This is a genomic window from Paraburkholderia graminis (genome assembly GCF_003330785.1).
In the GTDB taxonomy this organism is placed as follows: domain Bacteria; phylum Pseudomonadota; class Gammaproteobacteria; order Burkholderiales; family Burkholderiaceae; genus Paraburkholderia; species Paraburkholderia graminis.
The window spans coordinates 1,579,437-1,597,510 of the sequence record NZ_CP024934.1 but is presented as its reverse complement, the minus strand read 5'-3'; the positions used below and the strand labels follow the sequence as shown (position 1 = coordinate 1,597,510).

General features: G+C 63.4%; 14 protein-coding genes and 1 pseudogene. 6 read left to right on the top strand and 9 right to left on the bottom strand.

Features of this window, described 5'->3' with window-relative positions:
* Positions 1–42 precede the first annotated feature (42 nt).
* The 3 genes from CUJ91_RS34730 to CUJ91_RS07070 all read left to right on the top strand — a co-directional run bounded on the left by CUJ91_RS34730 (position 43) and on the right by CUJ91_RS07070 (position 1,620).
* Complete coding sequence (locus CUJ91_RS34730) at positions 43–237, top strand: hypothetical protein (RefSeq protein ID WP_006053146.1); 195 nt, start codon at positions 43–45, stop codon at positions 235–237.
* A 229-nt stretch (positions 238–466) separates the two neighbouring features.
* Positions 467–874: a hypothetical protein gene (locus tag CUJ91_RS07075; RefSeq protein WP_029969247.1), complete on the top strand. Its 408-nt coding sequence runs from the start codon at positions 467–469 to the stop codon at positions 872–874.
* 119 nt (positions 875–993) lie between these two features.
* A complete protein-coding gene (locus CUJ91_RS07070) occupies positions 994–1,620 on the top strand; it encodes a dihydrofolate reductase family protein (protein ID WP_107708366.1) in 627 nt (208 codons plus the stop codon).
* Positions 1,621–1,654: 34 nt separating this feature from the next.
* On the opposite strand, the gene CUJ91_RS07065 is transcribed toward CUJ91_RS07070, so the two are convergent.
* Entirely contained in the window at positions 1,655–2,557 is a 903-nt protein-coding gene (locus CUJ91_RS07065) for a LysR substrate-binding domain-containing protein (RefSeq protein WP_029969244.1), read from the bottom strand.
* Between the two features lie 97 nt (positions 2,558–2,654).
* Between CUJ91_RS07065 and phnA the strand changes: the two genes are divergently transcribed.
* From phnA to CUJ91_RS07045, 3 genes and pseudogenes are all read left to right on the top strand, one after another.
* Positions 2,655–3,884: a phosphonoacetate hydrolase gene (phnA, locus tag CUJ91_RS07060; protein ID WP_107708368.1), complete on the top strand. Its 1,230-nt coding sequence runs from the start codon at positions 2,655–2,657 to the stop codon at positions 3,882–3,884.
* A gap of 51 nt (positions 3,885–3,935) precedes the next feature.
* Complete coding sequence (locus CUJ91_RS07055; RefSeq protein WP_107708370.1) at positions 3,936–5,225, top strand: MFS transporter; 1,290 nt, start codon at positions 3,936–3,938, stop codon at positions 5,223–5,225.
* A 333-nt stretch (positions 5,226–5,558) separates the two neighbouring features.
* A pseudogene (locus tag CUJ91_RS07045) lies at positions 5,559–5,831 on the top strand (cation efflux transmembrane domain-containing protein); the annotation flags it as partial.
* 243 nt (positions 5,832–6,074) lie between these two features.
* Here the strand turns inward: CUJ91_RS07045 and truB are convergent.
* The 8 genes from truB to CUJ91_RS07005 form a co-directional block, all read right to left on the bottom strand.
* Positions 6,075–7,013, bottom strand: a complete 939-nt coding sequence (gene truB / locus CUJ91_RS07040) for a tRNA pseudouridine(55) synthase TruB (protein WP_107708371.1) — start codon at positions 7,011–7,013, stop codon at positions 6,075–6,077.
* A 111-nt stretch (positions 7,014–7,124) separates the two neighbouring features.
* Positions 7,125–7,490: a 30S ribosome-binding factor RbfA gene (gene rbfA / locus CUJ91_RS07035; protein ID WP_006053158.1), complete on the bottom strand. Its 366-nt coding sequence runs from the start codon at positions 7,488–7,490 to the stop codon at positions 7,125–7,127.
* Between the two features lie 262 nt (positions 7,491–7,752).
* Positions 7,753–10,701: a translation initiation factor IF-2 gene (gene infB, locus CUJ91_RS07030; RefSeq protein ID WP_107708372.1), complete on the bottom strand. Its 2,949-nt coding sequence runs from the start codon at positions 10,699–10,701 to the stop codon at positions 7,753–7,755.
* A 94-nt stretch (positions 10,702–10,795) separates the two neighbouring features.
* The gene (nusA, locus tag CUJ91_RS07025; protein ID WP_006052963.1) at positions 10,796–12,271 is read right to left on the bottom strand and encodes a transcription termination factor NusA; all 1,476 of its coding nucleotides are present in this window, start codon (positions 12,269–12,271) and stop codon (positions 10,796–10,798) included.
* Positions 12,268–12,726, bottom strand: coding sequence for a ribosome maturation factor RimP (rimP, locus tag CUJ91_RS07020; RefSeq protein WP_006052964.1), 459 nt, complete (start codon positions 12,724–12,726; stop codon positions 12,268–12,270). Before rimP ends, nusA begins: the two co-directional genes overlap by 4 nt.
* A 481-nt stretch (positions 12,727–13,207) precedes the next feature.
* Complete coding sequence (gene rluB, locus CUJ91_RS07015; protein WP_114156064.1) at positions 13,208–15,151, bottom strand: 23S rRNA pseudouridine(2605) synthase RluB; 1,944 nt, start codon at positions 15,149–15,151, stop codon at positions 13,208–13,210.
* A gap of 64 nt (positions 15,152–15,215) precedes the next feature.
* Positions 15,216–16,370 carry an SMC-Scp complex subunit ScpB gene (gene scpB, locus CUJ91_RS07010; protein ID WP_029969238.1) on the bottom strand — a complete coding sequence of 385 codons (1,155 nt, stop codon included), beginning with the start codon at positions 16,368–16,370 and terminating at the stop codon, positions 15,216–15,218.
* Between the two features lie 340 nt (positions 16,371–16,710).
* Positions 16,711–17,937: a pyridoxal phosphate-dependent aminotransferase gene (locus CUJ91_RS07005; protein ID WP_107708374.1), complete on the bottom strand. Its 1,227-nt coding sequence runs from the start codon at positions 17,935–17,937 to the stop codon at positions 16,711–16,713.
* Positions 17,938–18,074: the final 137 nt, after the last annotated feature.

The following is an 18,074-nucleotide window of genomic DNA, read 5'->3' as shown; positions in this document are numbered from 1 at the left end:
GACGCTTTGCATTTCAGCGGCCACAGCGTGCACGAAACGCTGATGGGTCATACAAGCAGCGGACGGATCGAAGCGCCGCTCGTTCATCATACGTTCGAGACCACAGCGGAGATGATGCAAAAGCTCGATCTTTATACCGATCTCGCTTCGATCGATCTGCTCGACAGCAACGACCCGGCTGCGATGCTGTGGCTCAAGAGTTGCATCAGCCCGCTCGGCGCGTTCGTGAAGTGGTAGGTTCGCAAGGGGAAGATCCGCGACGGTCGCGTCGGTCTGATATTGGCGCTTTACGCTTGCGCTTATACGCGGCGCAAGTACCACAAAGCGCTGGCGCTGGCGCGGCGGCGTCGCGAGCGATGACGCACTTACTGGCAACGCTCGCAAGCGAAATGAAAAGTGCCCCGCCGATACTGGACCATGCCGCGCGATCCGTATCGCAGTGAGTGAAGACGACCGGGAGTGAGCCATGACGGTATCGATGAATGCGTGTTTCGAGGGTCCGGGCAGTTTGCGCGCGGGCACGATCGGGCTGACGCTGGCGCTCTTCGTGTCCAGCGCCGACGCCACGTCGAGTTGTCCGACGGTGATCACGACGCCCGCCGGCAGCGCGTTCGACGTCGCTTCGCTCATTTCGGACAACGGCTCGCCGCAAGCGGCGCTCGCGAAGCTGCGCACGATGTTGTCGAAGCTCGGCGGCGGCGCTCGCTGCAAGCTGCTGAGGGACGTGGTCGCGTGTAACGAAACCGTTGAGCTTGCAAAACGCGCGGCGGTCGCGCTCGAGGCATGCGCGGGGTCCGCGCCGCCAGGACCGAGCGTCGACCGGCGAGATCAGAAGCGTCCCGATCGACGCGAGTCCGCGGAATTGAGCCGATGAAGCGGTGAGGCAGCGCGGGGCTCGATCGACGGCGCAAGGATGTCGCCTGGTTGTCGATCGTGATACGACTCGCTCGTCGTATGGATGGGCCGATCCGGTCCGTCAACCTGGAGAACCCCATGCGCAAGCTCACTGTTTCGGCATTCATCAGTCTGGACGGCGTCATTCAGGCGCCCGGCGGTCCGCGCGAAGATCTCAGCGGCGACTTCCGCCTCGGCGGCTGGATCGTGCCGTATGGCGATGAAGCTATCGGCGGATATGTGCAGGAACTGCTCTCAGAGCCCTTCGAATTGCTGCTCGGACGTTGCACCTACGACATTTTCGCGGCGCATTGGCCGCAAGTGCCGGCTGGTTCGCCGAGTCGCGGCATCGCCGATCTGTTCAACAGCGTGCGCAAGCATGTGGCCACGCATCGGCCCAAGACGCTCGAGTGGCAAAACAGTCATGCGCTTGAGGGCGGTTTGGCCGATGCGCTGCGCGTGCTTAAACATGATGACGGTGCGGATCTCTTGACGTTTGGTAGTGCGAATATGGTTAGGCAATTGCTCGCTGCCGGTTTGGTGGATGAGCTGAGGTTGCTTGTGTATCCGGTGATACTTGGGCGGGGGAAGCGGCTTTTTGGTGATGACGCTGCGGCGTGCGCGTTCAGGCTGGTGCAGTCGGTGGGGACGTCGCGTGGGGTGATTATCACGCGGTATTTGCGCGACGGTGAGGTGCGGACTGGGGCGTTTGGGAAGGAAGGTTAGGTTGCTGGGCGGTTCTTGGGTACTTTGCGAAAGCTCATCTTTTATCGGAATGGCCGTCGTCGCCACCTGATCGCAACCAATCGACGAAATCCCTCATATGCACAGGCTTGTCGGCATCCAGCGGTACCAATGCAAAGTAAGTCGCTCCCTTCGAAGTCAGATCGGGAAACGGTTTTTGTAGACGCCCTGCAGTGCAATCGGCATCGAGCGTTGGGAACGGTCCGATACCAAAACCCAGGCCATCGACCACGGCCTGCAACGTCACAAAAAAGTGATCGAATCTCAAGGTACGACTGGCCCGGAGCGTGGGTTGACCGACGGCCTGGGTCCATCTCTCCCAATCGCTCGGACGCGATTCCGTGGTGAGCCATGTTTCGGCGGCAAGTTGTTCGACCGACGAGATTGTGGTTTGCGCGATCAGCGCCGGACTCGCGATCACCGTGTTGCGCTCCTCAAATAATGGCCACGCCTGATATTGCCCGGCTGCGGGTACTTCGCGACGAATCGCCAGATCGAAACTGCCACGCAGTGCGGAATCGGTCGTCAGCGTCGTGGAGACGCGCACATCCACATCCGGGCAGATCGCCGTGAACAACGGCAGGCGAGGAATCAGCCAGCGCATTGCGACCGTCGCCGCCGCGCTGACCCGGATCACTTTACGGTGCTGGCTCTTGCCATAGCGTTCCGCCGCGTCCGCAATGTGGTCGAAAGCCGCGCTGATTTCTCGGGCCAACGCTCGTGCATGCCCGGACGCGACCATGCTTTGCCCATCGCGCACGAACAGTGGCTGGCCGAGCCAGTCTTCAAGGATGGTGATATGACGGCTCACGGCGCCGTGCGTCAGGTTGAGCTCACGCGCGGCTGCGGAGTAGCTGCCCGCGCGCGCGGCGACTTCGAACACGCGCAGGGCGTTGAGTGGGGGAAGCTTCGATCGCATGTGTGAGTTTATTTAACGCAATCCGGACAATTTTGTCGGTTGTGTGAGTAGATTGATCATCATACGCTGCCGTCATTCCACTCAGAAAGGTGTCCCCATGACCCAGCAGATCACCGTCAACTCCCGAACTTATCAATTGCCCTCCGCGCCGACGATTGTGGTGTGCGTCGACGGTTGCGAGCAGGAATACATTAATCAGGCGATCCTGGCCGGCAAAGCGCCGTTTCTGGCCAGCCTGCGTTCGTTCGGCACAGTGCTGACCGGGGACTGCGTCGTGCCGTCGTTCACCAACCCGAACAATCTGTCGATCGTCACAGGCGCGCCGCCGTCGGTACATGGCATTTGCGGCAATTTCTTTTTCGACGAGGAGACGCAGACGGAAGTCCTGATGAACGACGCCAAATACCTGCGCGCGCCCACCATTCTTGCGGAGATGGCTCGCGCGGGTCAGCGCGTCGCTGTCGTTACCGCGAAGGACAAGCTGCGCAGTCTGCTCGGACACCGGCTGGAAGGGATCTGTTTTTCGGCTGAGAAAGCTGACGAAGTGACGCGGCAGGAGCACGGCATCGACAACATCCTGGCAAGAGTCGGCATGCCTGTGCCGTCCGTGTACAGCGCAGAGCTTTCGGAGTTCGTGTTTGCCGCCGGGCTTTCCCTGTTGCGCGAAGAGCGCCCTGATCTCATGTACCTCTCTACAACAGATTACGTCCAGCATAAACACGCGCCGGGCACGTCAGACGCAAACGCCTTCTACGCGATGATGGACGACTACCTGCTGCGTCTGCACGCCGAAGGCGCCGTGTTGGCGCTCACCGCCGATCACGGCATGAATGCGAAAACCGATGCGATCGGCCGGCCCAACATCGTGTTTCTGCAAGATAGGCTCGATGCGCAATACGGCGCGCGCACGACGCGTGTTCTCCTGCCAATCACTGATCCGTATGTCGTGCATCACGGCGCGCTCGGCTCCTACGCTACGGTGTACCTGCGCGATCACGACGAACAAAAGCAGCGCGACGTGGCAGCGTTCCTCGCGGCTATCAACGGCGTCGAGGCGGTATTGACCCGTGCACAGGCTAGCGAGCGATTCGAGTTGCCGTCAGACAGGATCGGTGAACTCGTGGTGCTCGGCGAAAGGCTCACGGTGCTCGGCAGCGCAGCCGACAAACATGACCTGTCCGGGCTCACCGTGCCGCTGCGCTCCCACGGCGGTATGTCCGAACAGAAAGTGCCGCTCATTTTCAATCGCAAGCTCAGTGGCAACGACGGCACGCGACGCTTGCGCAATTTCGATGTCATCGATCTCGCGCTCAATCACCTCGTCTGATAACGAAAAACGGCCAGCGCGGCAAAGACCGCGCTCCGCATGGAGACAGCAATGCCCACAGATACGCCTGACGCGTTGCAATACGCGTCGATCAAAGGGAGCACGACGTTCGCGCAATATAAGTGGCGTGCGTTGATCGGCGTGACGTTCTGTTACCTGTTCTACTACACCGGCCGGCAGACGCTGGGTTTTGCCGTTGCCGGTATTCAGCACGACTACGGTCTATCGAAGTACGAGATTGGCTGGATCAGCGCGACCATGCTGTGGTGCTATGCCGGCGGCCAGTTCATCAACGGCAATCTGGGTGACAAGCTGGGTGGCAAGACGATGATGATCGCCGGGGCCGTCCTGTCACTGGCGGCGAACTGGCTATTTAGTTTCGGTCACACGTTCGTGTTCTTTCTGCTGGCGTGGGGGCTCAACGGTTATTTCCAGTCGATGGGTTTCGCGCCTGGCAGCCGCCTGCTATCCAACTGGTGGGGTCACAAACATCGCGGCTTTGTCTATGGCGTTTATGTGGGCTTCTCCGGATTCTCTTCGGTGCTCGCCTACGTTTTTCCGGTCATCATTCTGGGCACGATGCAGCTCGGCTGGGTCTGGATCTTCCGTCTTGCGCCGCTGTCCATGCTGCTGGGCGCACTGGTGTTGTTGCTATTCGTTTCCGAACGACCGGAGGCTCAGCATCTGCCCGCTGCGGAAAAACCGGAAGACGCGGCCTCTCCAGCGGAGTCGGAGGATGAGCTGACGAGCGCGCAGCGATACGCGCTCGTGATGAAGAACTGGAGGCTCTACATCACGGGTCTCGCAATCGGTTTCCAGAACGCGGCACGGTACGCATTGGTGGTCTGGGTGCCGGTCCATTTTCTCGGCATGGACTGGAAGACTTCATCGGCGCTGATCGACCCCAAGTGGATCACGGTCGCGTTACCGGTAGGCATGGCGCTCGGCTCGCTGTCGAATAGCTGGATATCCGACGTATTGTTTCAAGGGCGCCGTTATATGGCGATCGTCTGGTACATGGTGCTGGCCTGCGCGACGGCGATCGTCATGATGTTCGTGCCGCACGGTAGTATGTTTGCGATCGTGCTTCTGTTTTTGTGCGGCTTTTTTGTCTTCGGGCCGGCGTCCTCTTTCTGGGCCTTGTGTCCTGATATTTTCGGGCGCCGCGCTGCGGGGACAGCAACAGGTGTGCTCAACACCATGTCGTACATGTTCGCTGGCATCGGCGAACCGGTTATCGGCCGCATTATCGATGCCACCGGCCATACGTCGATCATCTTTCCGATTGTCGCGGGGCTTTGCGCAGCAAGCGCAGTGCTTTCGATGCTGATCAAGCGCTGATGAATCGCGCCGCGCGAACCGGGATGGACTTATGACGCTTCACTGGAGAGGCGCTGCCGCGGTCTTTATGCGGTCAACCAGTGCGTCTTGCGACCCACGTCCGCTTTGATCTCAGATGTCGAAGAGGGAGACGGCTTGCGCGACGCCGGCCGCTTTCAGACGGATTTCTTCGGATATCGAAGCAACGGGGTCCACCAGTGGCGCAATGAATGGGCTTCTCGACGAAATTATCGAGGCGCATGCCCGCGAGCATGTTGCCCACCCTGACTTGACCGCTAAAAAGCGAGAAAGCGGGCTTGACGCACTGATTGAAGCCATTCGGCGATACACGAAATGACAGACTCAAAGAACCAGGCACTCGGACACGAGCACTCTTTTTTAGGAAGCTCCCACGACGAGAACGCACGCCGGACGCGCTCTGTCGTCGCACTGACGTTCATCATGATGGTCGGCGAGATAGTCGCTGGGTACGTCACCGGCTCAATGGCGTTGCTCGCTGATGGGTTTCATATGGCAACCCATGCAGGGGCGCTCGGAATCGCGGTCCTTGCATACGGATATGCAAAGCGAAACGCTGATAACCGTGCCTACAGCTTTGGGACTGGATTCGGGCCATACAGCCTTTCAAGCGGCAAACTACTCGATCGAGCGAATGACCGAAGCTGGCCGATCACGGTCCGACGTTGCACTGGCCGAGTAAGCCGCGATTGATCGGTCCGCGTCGTGCAGAAGTCGGCCCTCAACGGGCCTTCAAGTTTCTACAAAGCGGACATTGCCGCGCCGGCAGATTTGTCAAAGCGCCGCTTGCGCGACTTCTGTCAGACGCGTTGCCGCCCCGAACCCTGGTTCCTAGTTTTCCGCCGTGACCACGAGCCGTTCGGGCGCAAGCACTCCCTCGCCCGGCTTCGCGACACCGAGCAGGCGGCCCTGCGCCGCCGCGTAGACTCGCACGCGCGACGCGTTCATCGCCTCGCGGCTCACGTTCAGTTCCGCGAGCTTCAAGCGCTGGCCATGCAGAAAGCGGCGCGTCGCGTCCTCGTCGAGATGCACGGACGGGAACGTCGACAGCAACGCGTCGACCGGTTGGAGCCACGCATCGCGTTCGCTTTCCGTTGCGTCCGACAACGCGTCGAGCGTCACCGAATGCTCAAGCGTCAACGCGCCGACGCCGGTGCGCCGCAACGCCACCAGATGCGCGCCGCAGCCGAGCGCCTCGCCGATGTCCTCGGCGAGCGTGCGCACGTACGTGCCCTTGCTGCACGTGACGCGAAAGGTGACGTCGGGCAGCGCGCAAGCGAGCAGTTCGAGCGCGTGGATCGTCACCTCGCGCCCTTCCCGGTCGACGGTCTGACCGGCGCGCGCGTATTCGTAAAGCGGCTTGCCGTCGCGCTTGAGCGCCGAATACATCGGCGGCACCTGAACGATGTTACCGAGAAATCCGGGCAAGGTCGCCAGCACCGCCGCTTCGTCGCAGGTCACCGCGCGCGTGTCGACGGGCTCGCCTTCGGCGTCGCCGGTCGTCGTGCGAATGCCGAGGCGCATGGTGGCCTCATAGGTCTTGTCGGCCTCGAGCAGATCCTGCGAGAACTTGGTGGCTTCGCCGAAACACAGCGGCAGCAGGCCCGTGGCAAGCGGATCGAGCGTGCCGGTGTGGCCTGCCTTCTTCGCCAGATAGAGGCGTTTGGCGCGAATCAGTGCGTCGTTGCTCGACAACCCGAGCGGCTTGTCGAGCAGCAGCACGCCGTCGAGCGCGCGGCGCGGCACGCGGGGGCGTTGAGGTGCGGTCATGTCGAAAGAGGAATTTGATAGTGAAGCCGGATCGGTGCGCGTCAGGTGCGCTGGGTTGCTGCGCCGCGGCCGTTGCAACACGCGGCGCAACGCGAGAACCCCACGCAGCGCTCAATCCTCTTTCGCACGACTGGCGTTAGCCTCGTCGATCAGGCGCGACATTTCGACAGCGCGCTCGATGGTCTTGTCGTAATGGAAATGCAGCGTCGGCACCGTATGGATATGCAGGCGCTTGAACAACTGATTGTGCAGATGGCCGGCCGCGTGCGTGAGCGCCGCGAGCGTCTGCTGCGGATCGCCGGTCAAGGTCGTGAAATAGACCTTCGCGTGCGCATAGTCCGGCGTCAGCTCGACGCTCTGGATCGTGACGATGCCGATGCGCGGGTCCTTGACCTCGCGCAGCAGCTCCGACAGATCGCGCTGGATCTGATCGGCGATCTGCACGTTGCGATTGGGTGAAGAACGTTTTTTAGGCATGGTGTTGTGTGATCCGTTGTGACGGATGCAAAAAATGGTTCGCGGCCGGGGCGTGCCGGACAAATCGCGGCGTTCGCGCGGCGGCGCCGCTCACGGCGCCAGAAGCAGCAGGCCCGAAACGGAAGAGCCCTAAACGGAAGGCCCCAAGCGGCAGGCCCAAACGGGCCGCCCCCAGCGGGTCGCCCCAAACGGGTCGCCCCAAAAACAACGGGCGGAGCGGGCGTTGATGCCCGCTCCGCCCCCTGGAACCGTGCCGCGTGACTTACAGCGTACGCGCGACTTCGGTGACCTCGAAGACTTCGAACTGATCGCCTTCGACGATGTCGTTGAAGTTCTTGACCGACATACCGCACTCGAAGCCCTGACGGACTTCCTTCACGTCGTCCTTGAAGCGCTTGAGCGAATCCAGCTCGCCCGTGAAGATGACGACGTTGTTGCGCAGCACACGCACCGACGACGAGCGCTTCACGAAACCGTCCGTGACCATACAGCCGGCCACCGTGCCGACCTTCGGCACCTTGAATACCTGGCGAACTTCGACCGTACCGGTCACGACTTCGCGCTTCTCCGGAGCCAGCATGCCCGACATCGCGGCCTTCACTTCATCCACTGCGTCATAGATGATGTTGTAGTAGCGAATGTCCACGCCGTTGGACTCGGCCAGCTTGCGAGCCTGCGCATCCGCCCGCGTGTTGAAGCCGATGATGACCGCCTTCGAAGCCGTTGCCAGGTTGACGTCCGACTCGCTGATGCCGCCCACGGCGCCGTGCACGATCTGTACGCGCACTTCGTCGGTGGAGAGCTTGAGCAGCGACTGCACCAGCGCTTCCTGCGAGCCTTGCACGTCGGCCTTGACGATGAGCGGCATGTACTGCACTTCGCCTTCGCCCATCTGCTCGAGCATGTTCTCGAGCTTCGCGGCCTGCTGCTTCGCCAGCTTGACGTCGCGGAACTTGCCTTGACGGAACAACGCGACTTCACGCGCCTTGCGCTCGTCCGGCATGACGATGACTTCCTCGCCAGCCTGCGGCACTTCCGACAGACCCTGGATTTCGACCGGGATCGACGGACCCGCCGACTTGGTCGGCTTGCCGGTTTCGTCCAGCATCGCTCGCACGCGGCCATAGGCGCTGCCTGCCAGCACCACGTCGCCACGGTTCAACGTACCCGACTGGACGAGGATGGTCGCAACCGGACCCTTACCCTTGTCGAGCTTCGCTTCGATGACGAGACCCTTGGCCGGCGCTTCGACCGGTGCCTTCAGTTCCAGCACTTCGGCTTGCAGCAGCACGTTTTCCAGCAGGTCGTCGATACCCGAGCCGGTCTTGGCCGACACGGACACGAACGGCGAATCGCCACCGTATTCTTCCGGCACGACGCCTTCGGCGACCAGTTCCTGCTTGACGCGGTCCGGATTCGCATCCGGCTTGTCGATCTTGTTGATCGCGACGACGAGCGGCACGCCGCCTGCCTTCGCGTGGGCGATCGCTTCCTTCGTTTGCGGCATCACGCCGTCGTCGGCTGCGACCACCAGAATCACGATGTCCGTTGCCTTCGCACCGCGGGCACGCATGGCCGTGAAGGCCTCGTGACCCGGCGTGTCGAGGAACGTGATGACGCCACGCGGCGTTTCGACGTGATAAGCGCCGATGTGCTGCGTAATGCCGCCCGCTTCGCCCGCTGCAACCTTCGCGCGGCGGATGTAGTCGAGCAGCGAGGTCTTGCCGTGGTCGACGTGACCCATGACGGTGACGACCGGCGGACGCGGCAGTGCTTCCGCATCCGACACTTCGCCTTCCACCAGCATGGCTTCCGGATCGTCCAGCTTGGCCGCCACCGCGTGATGGCCCAGTTCCTCGACGATGATCATCGCCGTTTCCTGGTCCAGCATCTGGTTGATCGTGACCATCTGGCCGAGCTTCATCATCGACTTGATGACTTCCGACGCCTTCACCGCCATCTTGTGCGCCAGATCGGCGACCGTGATGGTTTCCGGCACGTGCACTTCACGCACGATCGGTTCGGTCGGCGCCTGGAACGTGGTGTTCTGGTCCTGATGCTTGCCGCGACCCTTCGGGCCGCCGCGCCAGCCGCGGTCGACGCCGCCGCTCGTGTCGCCGCGCGTCTTGATGCCGCGGCGCTTGGCTGCGTCGTCCTGCCAGCCGCCCTTGCCGCCCGGCTTCTTCTTGTCGCCTGCCGACGGCGTGGTCGTCGTCGCAGCCGGAGCCGCGGTAGCGGGCTTGCGGGCTGCGGGACGCGCGGCCGCTTCGCCAGCCGGACGCGCCGGCTTGTGCAGCGTGCCCTTCGCTTCGGCGGCCTTGGCCGGCTCGGCGGGCTTCGGTGCCGGTTCCGGCGCCTTCACCTGCGCCTTGCGCGGCGTGTTCATCATTTCGCGGATCGCACGCGCTTCGGCTTCCGCCGCGGCACGGCGCTTGGCGATCTGTTCCTGCTCGGCACGCGCCTTTTCAGCAGCCTGACGCGCTGCGTCTTCCGCCTTCTTCGCCGCTTCGCGTTGTGCCGCGCGTTCTGCTGCGGCACGCTCGTCGTCCTGCTCGGTGTCTTTCGCGACGGCCGGTTCGGCCGCGCTTGCAGCCGCCGCCTCGACCTTCGCCGTTTGCGTGGCCTGCTGCACTTTCTCGCGAGCCGTTACCTCGGCCGCAGCCGCTGCGCGCTTCTTCGCCGCTTCTTCTTCCGCGCGACGACGCTCCGCTTCAGCAGCCTGCTCGCGCGCCTGGCGCTCGGCCTCTTCGCGTTCGAGCTGCTCCTGACGCGCCTTCAGTTCCTGAGCCTGCTTCTCGAGCAGTTCGGCTTCATGACGCGCTTCTTCTTCGCGGCGCTGAAGTTCGAGATCGTCGACTTCCGGTGCCTCGGCCACATGATTCGATGCCTCTCCGCCTTCAGCGGAGGTTTCGTCGCGGCGGACGAAAGTGCGCTTCTTGCGCACCTCGACCTGAATGGTGCGAGCCTTGCCCGTCGCATCGGACTGCTTGATCTCCGACGTATGCCGTTTCGTCAGCGTGATCTTGCGCTTGTCTGCATCAGTCGAGCCGTGTGACTTGCGCAAGTGGTCGAGCAGACGCGCCTTGTCCGTTTCGGACAAGGAGTCGGCTTCGCTCGCTTTGGTGACGCCCGCCGCCTGCAGCTGCTCGAGCAGCACGCCTGCAGGCATTTTCAGTTCCGCGGCAAATTGGGCTACGTTGTTACTCGCCATTCATTCCTCTTAATGCAAGGACCGATTCCTTGCGGTTAGCATCGGGTCATGCGGCCTGACGGCCGCGTTCAATTTAGTGCGCCATGGTCATTTCTCACTGGAACCAGTGTTCACGTGCTTTCATGATCAACGCCTTAGCGGCATCCTCTTCCATTCCGGTCATCTCGACCAGTTCGTCCACAGCCAGCTCGGCGAGTTCGTCGCGCGTCTGGATCTGATGTTCGGCCAGCTTTGCGAGCAGGTCGGCGTCCATGCCGTCCAGGCTCTTCAGGTCGAGCGCTACATTTTCGACCTTTTCTTCATTCGCGATCGCCATTGTCAACAACGCGTCACGCGAGCGGTTACGCAGTTCGTGGACGGTGTCTTCGTCGAATGCTTCGATTTCGAGCATTTCGTTGAGCGGCACGTAGGCGATCTCTTCGAGGCTCGTAAAGCCTTCGTCGATCAGGATGTCAGCGACTTCCTCGTCGACATCGAGACGCGCCATGAACAGGTCGCGCAGAACACCGCGTTCCTGATTCTGCTTTTGCGCAGATTCGTCCGGCGTCATGATGTTGATCTGCCAGCCGGTGAGTTCGCTGGCAAGACGCACGTTCTGGCCGCTGCGGCCGATCGCGACCGCCAGTTCGTTTTCGTCCACGACGACGTCCATCGAATGCTTCTCTTCGTCGACGACGATCGATTGGACGGCTGCCGGCGCGAGCGCGCCGATCACAAACTGGGCGGGATCCTCCGACCATAGCACGATGTCGACGTTTTCGCCACCGAGCTCGTTACGCACCGCCTGCACACGCGAACCGCGAATGCCGACGCAAGTGCCGATCGGATCGATGCGCTTGTCGTAAGCGACCACGCCGATCTTGGCGCGCACGCCGGGATCGCGCGCCGCCGCCTTGATTTCCAGCAGGCCCTGTTCGATTTCGGGCACTTCCATTTCGAATAGCTTCATCAGAAATTCGGGCGCCGTACGCGACAGTTCGATCTGCGGACCGCGCGCGGTGCGATCGACCTTCGCGATATAGGCGCGCACGCGGTCGCCCACGCGCAGGTTTTCCTTCGGAATCAGCTGGTCGCGGCGCAAGAGCGCTTCGACACGGCCGGTTTCGACGATGAAGTTGCCCTTGTCCAGGCGCTTCACCGAGCCGGTCATGATGTGCTCGCCGCGCTCGAGGAAGTCGTTCAGGATCTGCTCGCGCTCGGCGTCGCGCACCTTCTGCAGGATCACCTGCTTGGCGGCCTGCGCGCCGATCCGGCCGAATTCGATGGACGGCACCGGTTCTTCGATGTAGTCGTCGATCTGGATTTCAGGCTTCTGCTCGCGTGCTTCGAACAGCAGGATTTCCTGATCCGGCTCTTGCAGACCGGCTTCGTCCGGGACCACTTTCCAGCGGCGAAACGTTTCGTGCTCGCCGCTTTCACGGTCGATATGGACGCGGATGTCCGCGTCTTCTTCGAAGAGTTTCTTGGAGGCCGAAGCGAGAGCCGCTTCGAGCGCGGCAAATACCACGTCTTTGTCGACGTTCTTCTCGCGTGCCAGCGCATCCACCAGCATCAACACTTCGCGACTCATTGTTTGCGGCTCCTAAAGTCAACTTTCGGAACGAGGCGTGCTTTGTCCATGTCCGCGAGCGTGAAATCGAGCATCGCGGCGCCTTCCTTCCCTTCAAATTCCAGACCGATGGTCTCGCCTTGCGGGGCATGCAAAATACCCCGGTACGATTTCCGTCCGTCCAATGGCTTTTTCAATGTGATTACCGCTTCGCTGCCTGCAAAGCGTTCAAAATCCGCCAGTTTTTTCAGCGGACGGTCGAGCCCCGGCGACGATACTTCGAGCCGCTCATAATCGATATTTTCGACCGTCAGTACGTGCTGGAGCTGACGCGTGACTTTCTCGCAGTCTTCGATCGCGATGCCGGCAGGCTGGTCGATATAAATACACAGCATGCCGCGCCCGGTGCGCTCGAGATCGACGAGCTCGTAGCCGAGTCCCACGACCGTGGTTTCAATCAGTTCCGTCAGTTGCACAGTGCCCTCTTAGATGTTCGCGCAGCGAGCCTGCCGCTTGTTCTGCAAACAACCAATGCGGGCCGCGCGCCTGGCCGGCGCACGTTCGTGCTACCCGAGATGACGAACCACGATGAACTGAGCGGCAAAAAAAAATGGGCTAAACGCCCATCATCTTATTACCGGTGGTCGCACCTGAGCCGCACATGAAAAGCCGCACGCCCAGCGACTCCGCGATTGTAGCCATTTTTCAGGACAAACGCAAACCGCAGAGCGCCGCGCCAAGCGGATTCCCGCTTGATTTCATGGCGATCTTTCGACGATATGGCGGCGCTTGCGGGACTTTACAAGGCGGCGCCGCGCGATGCGGCCCGAGTTCGGCCTGCGCGGCGTTTCATACGCCTCGCGGTCAGCGACCGCGACGCCCGTCGATTGAATGATTAAGACGGCACTTTGCGGCTGGCGCGATGAAGCCGGGCCGCAATGATCGTCACGCTCGCGATCAGCGCCCGCGCGAACGGCCGCGCGGTGCGCCGCCGCTACGGTTTGCACCGCCGGCGTTGGGGTTGCCGCCACCCGAGCGGTTGGCGTTGCCGCGGTTGCCCGCGGGCGCACGATTGCCGCCGCCCGCATTCGGACCGTTGCCGCCAGCGCGCTTGCCGCCGCCCGAAGGAGCGCGATTGCCGCTGCCCGAAGGCGCGCGGTTGCCGTCGACGTCGCGGCCGCCGCGCGGACCGCCTGCACCGCCGCCTGCGCCTCCCGCGCCGCCGCTAAATCCACCAGCGCCGCCCGCGCCGCGACCCGTGCCGCGATTGCCGTAGCCGCCGCCGAACCCCGTGCCCGCACCCGCGCCGCCGCCGAAGCCGCCGCCTGCCGCACCGCGCCGGCCCTGGCCGCGCGGCTGCTGCTCGAAGCGGCTATGCGACATCAGCACCGGTTCGCGGTTGATGAAGCCCATCGACGTCTGCATCGGATCGGGTTGCTTGCGCTCAGGCGCCGCATTGCGGCCGCCGCGCTCTTCGCTCGGCGCCTTCAGGCCAACCGACGCCATCAGCGCGCGCACCTGATTGTCTTCAAGCTCTTCCCAACGACCGCGCTTCAAGCCCTTCGGCAGCGAAATCGGGCCGTGACGCGTGCGGATCAGACGGCTCACCATCAGACCGGCCGCCTCGAACATACGACGCACTTCGCGGTTACGCCCTTCGGCGAGCGCGACGTGATACCAATGATTGGTGCCTTCGCCGCCGCCGTCGCGAATGCGCAGGAAGTTCGCCGGGCCGTCGTCGAGTTCGACGCCGTTCAGCAGCTTTTGACGCATGCCTTCGGCCAGTTCGCCGACCACGCGAACCGCGTATTCACGCTCGACGCTGTAACGCGGATGCATGAACCGGTTCGCCAGATCGCCCGAGGTGGTCAGCATCAGCAGACCTTCGGTATTGAAGTCCAGACGGCCAACCGCGAGCCACTTGGCGGTTTTCATCGGCGGCAGTTTGTCGAACACCGACGGACGGCCTTCCGGATCGGCATGGCTGACGATCTCGCCGGTCGGTTTGTGATACAGCAGCACGCGCGGCGGCTTGTTGGCGAGCTTGCGCTTGACCGGCTTGCCGTTGATGCGGACCTGGTCGGTCGGCATGATGCGCTGGCCGATGTGAGCCGGCTCGCCGTTCACCGACACGCGGCCGGCGACGATCAGCTCTTCCATGTCGCGGCGCGAACCCATGCCGGCCTCGGCCAGCACCTTGTGGAGCTTCGGCGCGTCGTCGTCGGCGGACAGCACGCGCTTCGGCGCAGCCGGCTTGCCACGGCGCAGCATCGGCGCGCGCACGCCGCCCGTCGTGCTGTTGTCGGCATCGAAGGCCGGCGACGTGACGTAGGAGAACAGATCATCCTGATTCCCTTCGGCCGCTGCGCCCGCTGCTGTGGGAGCTTCGCCGCCGCGGCGATTCTGCCGCTGGCCGCCTGCGCGCGGCTGACGCTCGCGCTGGCCTTCGCGGGGGGCGCCTTCACGGGGGGCGCCTTCACGCGGCGCGCCGTCGCGTTGACCGTCGCGTTGACCGTCGCGTTGACCGTCGCGCTGCCCTTCGCGTTTAGCGCCGCCTGCATTGCGTCGCGGCCCTTGACCCTTGGCGCCCGCGTCCTTGCGCGGCGGACGCGCTTGCGCCACCGCTTCGCCTTCCGGCGCAGCCTCGCCGGCGGCCGGCGCGGCCTGCCCCGGCGCGCCTTCGACGGCCTTCGTCTTCGCGCCGGCACGGCGCCGGGCGATCAGGCTGCGCGGCCCGCGACGCAGGCCGCGGCGCGGACGGTCCTCGCCGTCTGCTTCCGTGGTCTGCGCCGGGCGCTCATGCTCGCCTGCCGACGCTTGCGTGGTGCGCGTTTCGTCAGCGCGCGCCGACGGCACGGCGCGCTCGGATTCGGACGAATCGGTGTCGTGGGTATGTGTCAAAACAACCTCAAAATGTCAGGTCGCGCGCGCCCCTTGCAGGCGCGGCAAAAAATGTTCGGTTACGTCAGGCGCTGCGCGACTCGGTTTCGTCGTCGGTCAGAATGCCTGCGTCCTGTGCGGCGTCGCGACGATCTTCCTGATCGCCGTGCGCCGCCCTGGTCGGGTTCGATCCGGCCGCATGCTCCGCGTCGCGGAGAACGTCCGAACCATGTGCGGCTGCTGCCGGATCGGCCTTGGCGGCCGGATCGCGATTCTCTTCGGATGCCACGGCGGCGGGCAGCGGTGCAACGTTTGCCGCTTCGGCGCCGGCCTCGCGGGCGTGTTCCGCACGGTCCGCGTTGTCCGCGTGTTCCGCGTCGTTCATCACGTCCGCCTGCTCCGCGGGTTTTGCTTCTTCTGGTGCTACGTCGGGTTGCGCTCCGAAAGCCTCATTCGCGGCGACTTCAAGAGTGTCGACGCCATCAGCCGCGATGCCCGTTTGCGTGCCATCGGCCTGCTGCGCCGGATCGCCCTGAGCCTCTTCGCCAGCGATTTCCGTTCCTGCCGCGAGCTGCGCGCCGCTTGTTGCTTCCGCGTGAGCCATGTCCGGCTGTTCGGACGCGCTCGCTTCGCCTTCTTCGTTCGATGCCGGCGTCTCGCCGACCTCGGCGTCCGCATCGGAAAACTCGATTGCATGCTGTCCGAGCAAGTCCGCGTTCAGTTGCGCCGACGGGTCCGCGAGCGGCGGCAATTCGTCGAGCGCGCGCAAGCCCAGGTCGTCGAGAAACTGCCGCGTGGTCGCGTAGAGCGCCGGGCGGCCCGGCACGTCGCGATGGCCGATCACTTCGATCCAGCCGCGATCCTCAAGCTGCTTGACGACCTGCGTGTTCACCGTCACGCCGCGAATCTCTTCAATATCGCCACGCGTAACCGGTTGCCTGTATGCAATGATCGCGAGCGTTTCGAGCACCGCGCGCGAATATTTCGGCGGCTTTTCCGGATGCAGACGATCCAGATACGAACGCATCGCGGGCTTGCTTTGAAACCGCCACCCCGACGCCAGCCCGACCAACTCCACACCGCGCCCCGACCAATCCTGTTTCAGGTCTTCGAGCAGAGTCCTAACGGTGTCTGCCGACACGCCGTCGGCAAAGAGCTTGCGCAAATCGCCGAGCTTTAACGGCTCCTGCGCGCAGATCAAGGCTGTCTCGAGGACGATCTTCGCCTCTTGGGTATTCATGCAGCTAGGTCAGACCCTGTGGTCAAAGAACCGGATCAAACAGACGATGTGGAACTGAAGACGCGCTCGCCCGATTCTGATCGGTCATATTGATGGGAGCACGCACCGGGGGGAGGCGAAACAGACTATCGAGCCAAACCCAGCCGGACGGAGCAGCGATATTCCGGACAGGAATCGCGTGACTGAGCGCCATATTACGCAAAAACATCCGGTGCGTAAAGCCAACCGCCGCCAGGCGCCGGAGAACATGCCCGGCGCATTGGTGCATATGCGCGAATGCGGGTGCATCCGTGAGGGCGCTCGTCGCACGCGAGGTCCCTCGCGTCTTTCCCCGCATCAGCTACAGCGCGGCATGCCGCGCGAGAAAGCGCTTCAGGCGCTCGACGCCCGCATCCAGCCGCGCGACGTCGCACGCGTAGCACCAGCGCAGGAAGCCCTCGCCCTCGGGACCGAACGCGCTGCCGGGCGCGATTCCCAGGCCGACTTCGCGCACCAGCGCCTTGCATAGCTCGAGGCTGCGCGAGGCGCCCGTCATCGAGAAAAAGAGATACATCGCGCCGTGGGGCGCCTTCACGTCGACGCCGGGCACGGCAGACAACGCCCGCACCAGATGGTCGCGCGATGCCTTCAGGTCGCGCACCAGGTCCTGCGTGAAGCGCTCGCCCTGCTGCACGGCGGCGATCCCGGCCTGCTGGACGAACGACGGCGCGCACGAGGTGTTGTACTCGACGAGTTTGCCGAGATCGTCCATCAGACGCGTCGGCGCGACGATCCAGCCGAGACGCCAGCCTGTCATCAGCCACGCCTTCGAGAACGAGTTCACGCAGATCACCCGCTCGTCGCGCGAGGCCAGATCGAGAAACGACGGCGCCGTGCGGGCGGGAGCGGCGCCTTCGCTTTCGATGGAAGCGTCCGGGTAATAAAGGCGCTCGTAGACTTCGTCCGCGACGATCCAGATGCCGTGCCGCCGGCAATGCGCAAGCACCGCGCGCTGCTGCTCGCGGCTCATCACCCAGCCGGTCGGATTGTTCGGCGAATTGATGAGCAGCATTTTCGTGTCGGGCGTGAGCGCCGCGAGCAGGCGCGCCAGGTCAAGCTGCCAACCCCCTTCGCCGTAATCGAGCGAGACGGTTTCCACATGAGCGCCGAGAATTTTCGGAATCTCGACGAGATTTGGCCACAGCGGCGTGACGGCAACCACGCGGTCGCCCGCTCCCACGACCAGTTGCGCCGCCAGCATGAGCGCGTTGACGCCCGCGCTCGTCACCGCGACGTGGTCCGGCAAGGTGGCGCCATGCAGTTCGCCGACGTAATCGGCGAGCGCCGCGCGCAACGGCGCGATGCCCAGGTTATGCGTGTAGAAGGTCGCGCCCGCCTGCAGCGCGGCGCTGGCGGCATCGCGGATAAAGGCCGGCGTCACGCGGTCGGACTCGCCGAACCAGAACGGCAGCACGTCGGCGACGCCGAAGCCGGCGTTCGCCACTTCGCGAATCTGCGACGGACGCAGCGCGCGCACCGCCTCGCGCGCGTTGGGCATGGATGACACGGAGAGGTCCGGTTCGCTCATCGAGAGTTCCAGGTTAGAAGAAATGCAGAGGTCGGGCTGGCGCGCCACGAGGCGATATATGTTGTCGGGAAGCGCAGCCGGGAGTGTAGCCCAGCGTTCGGTTGCGTTCGGTTGCGAAACGTCGTGCCGCGCGGGGG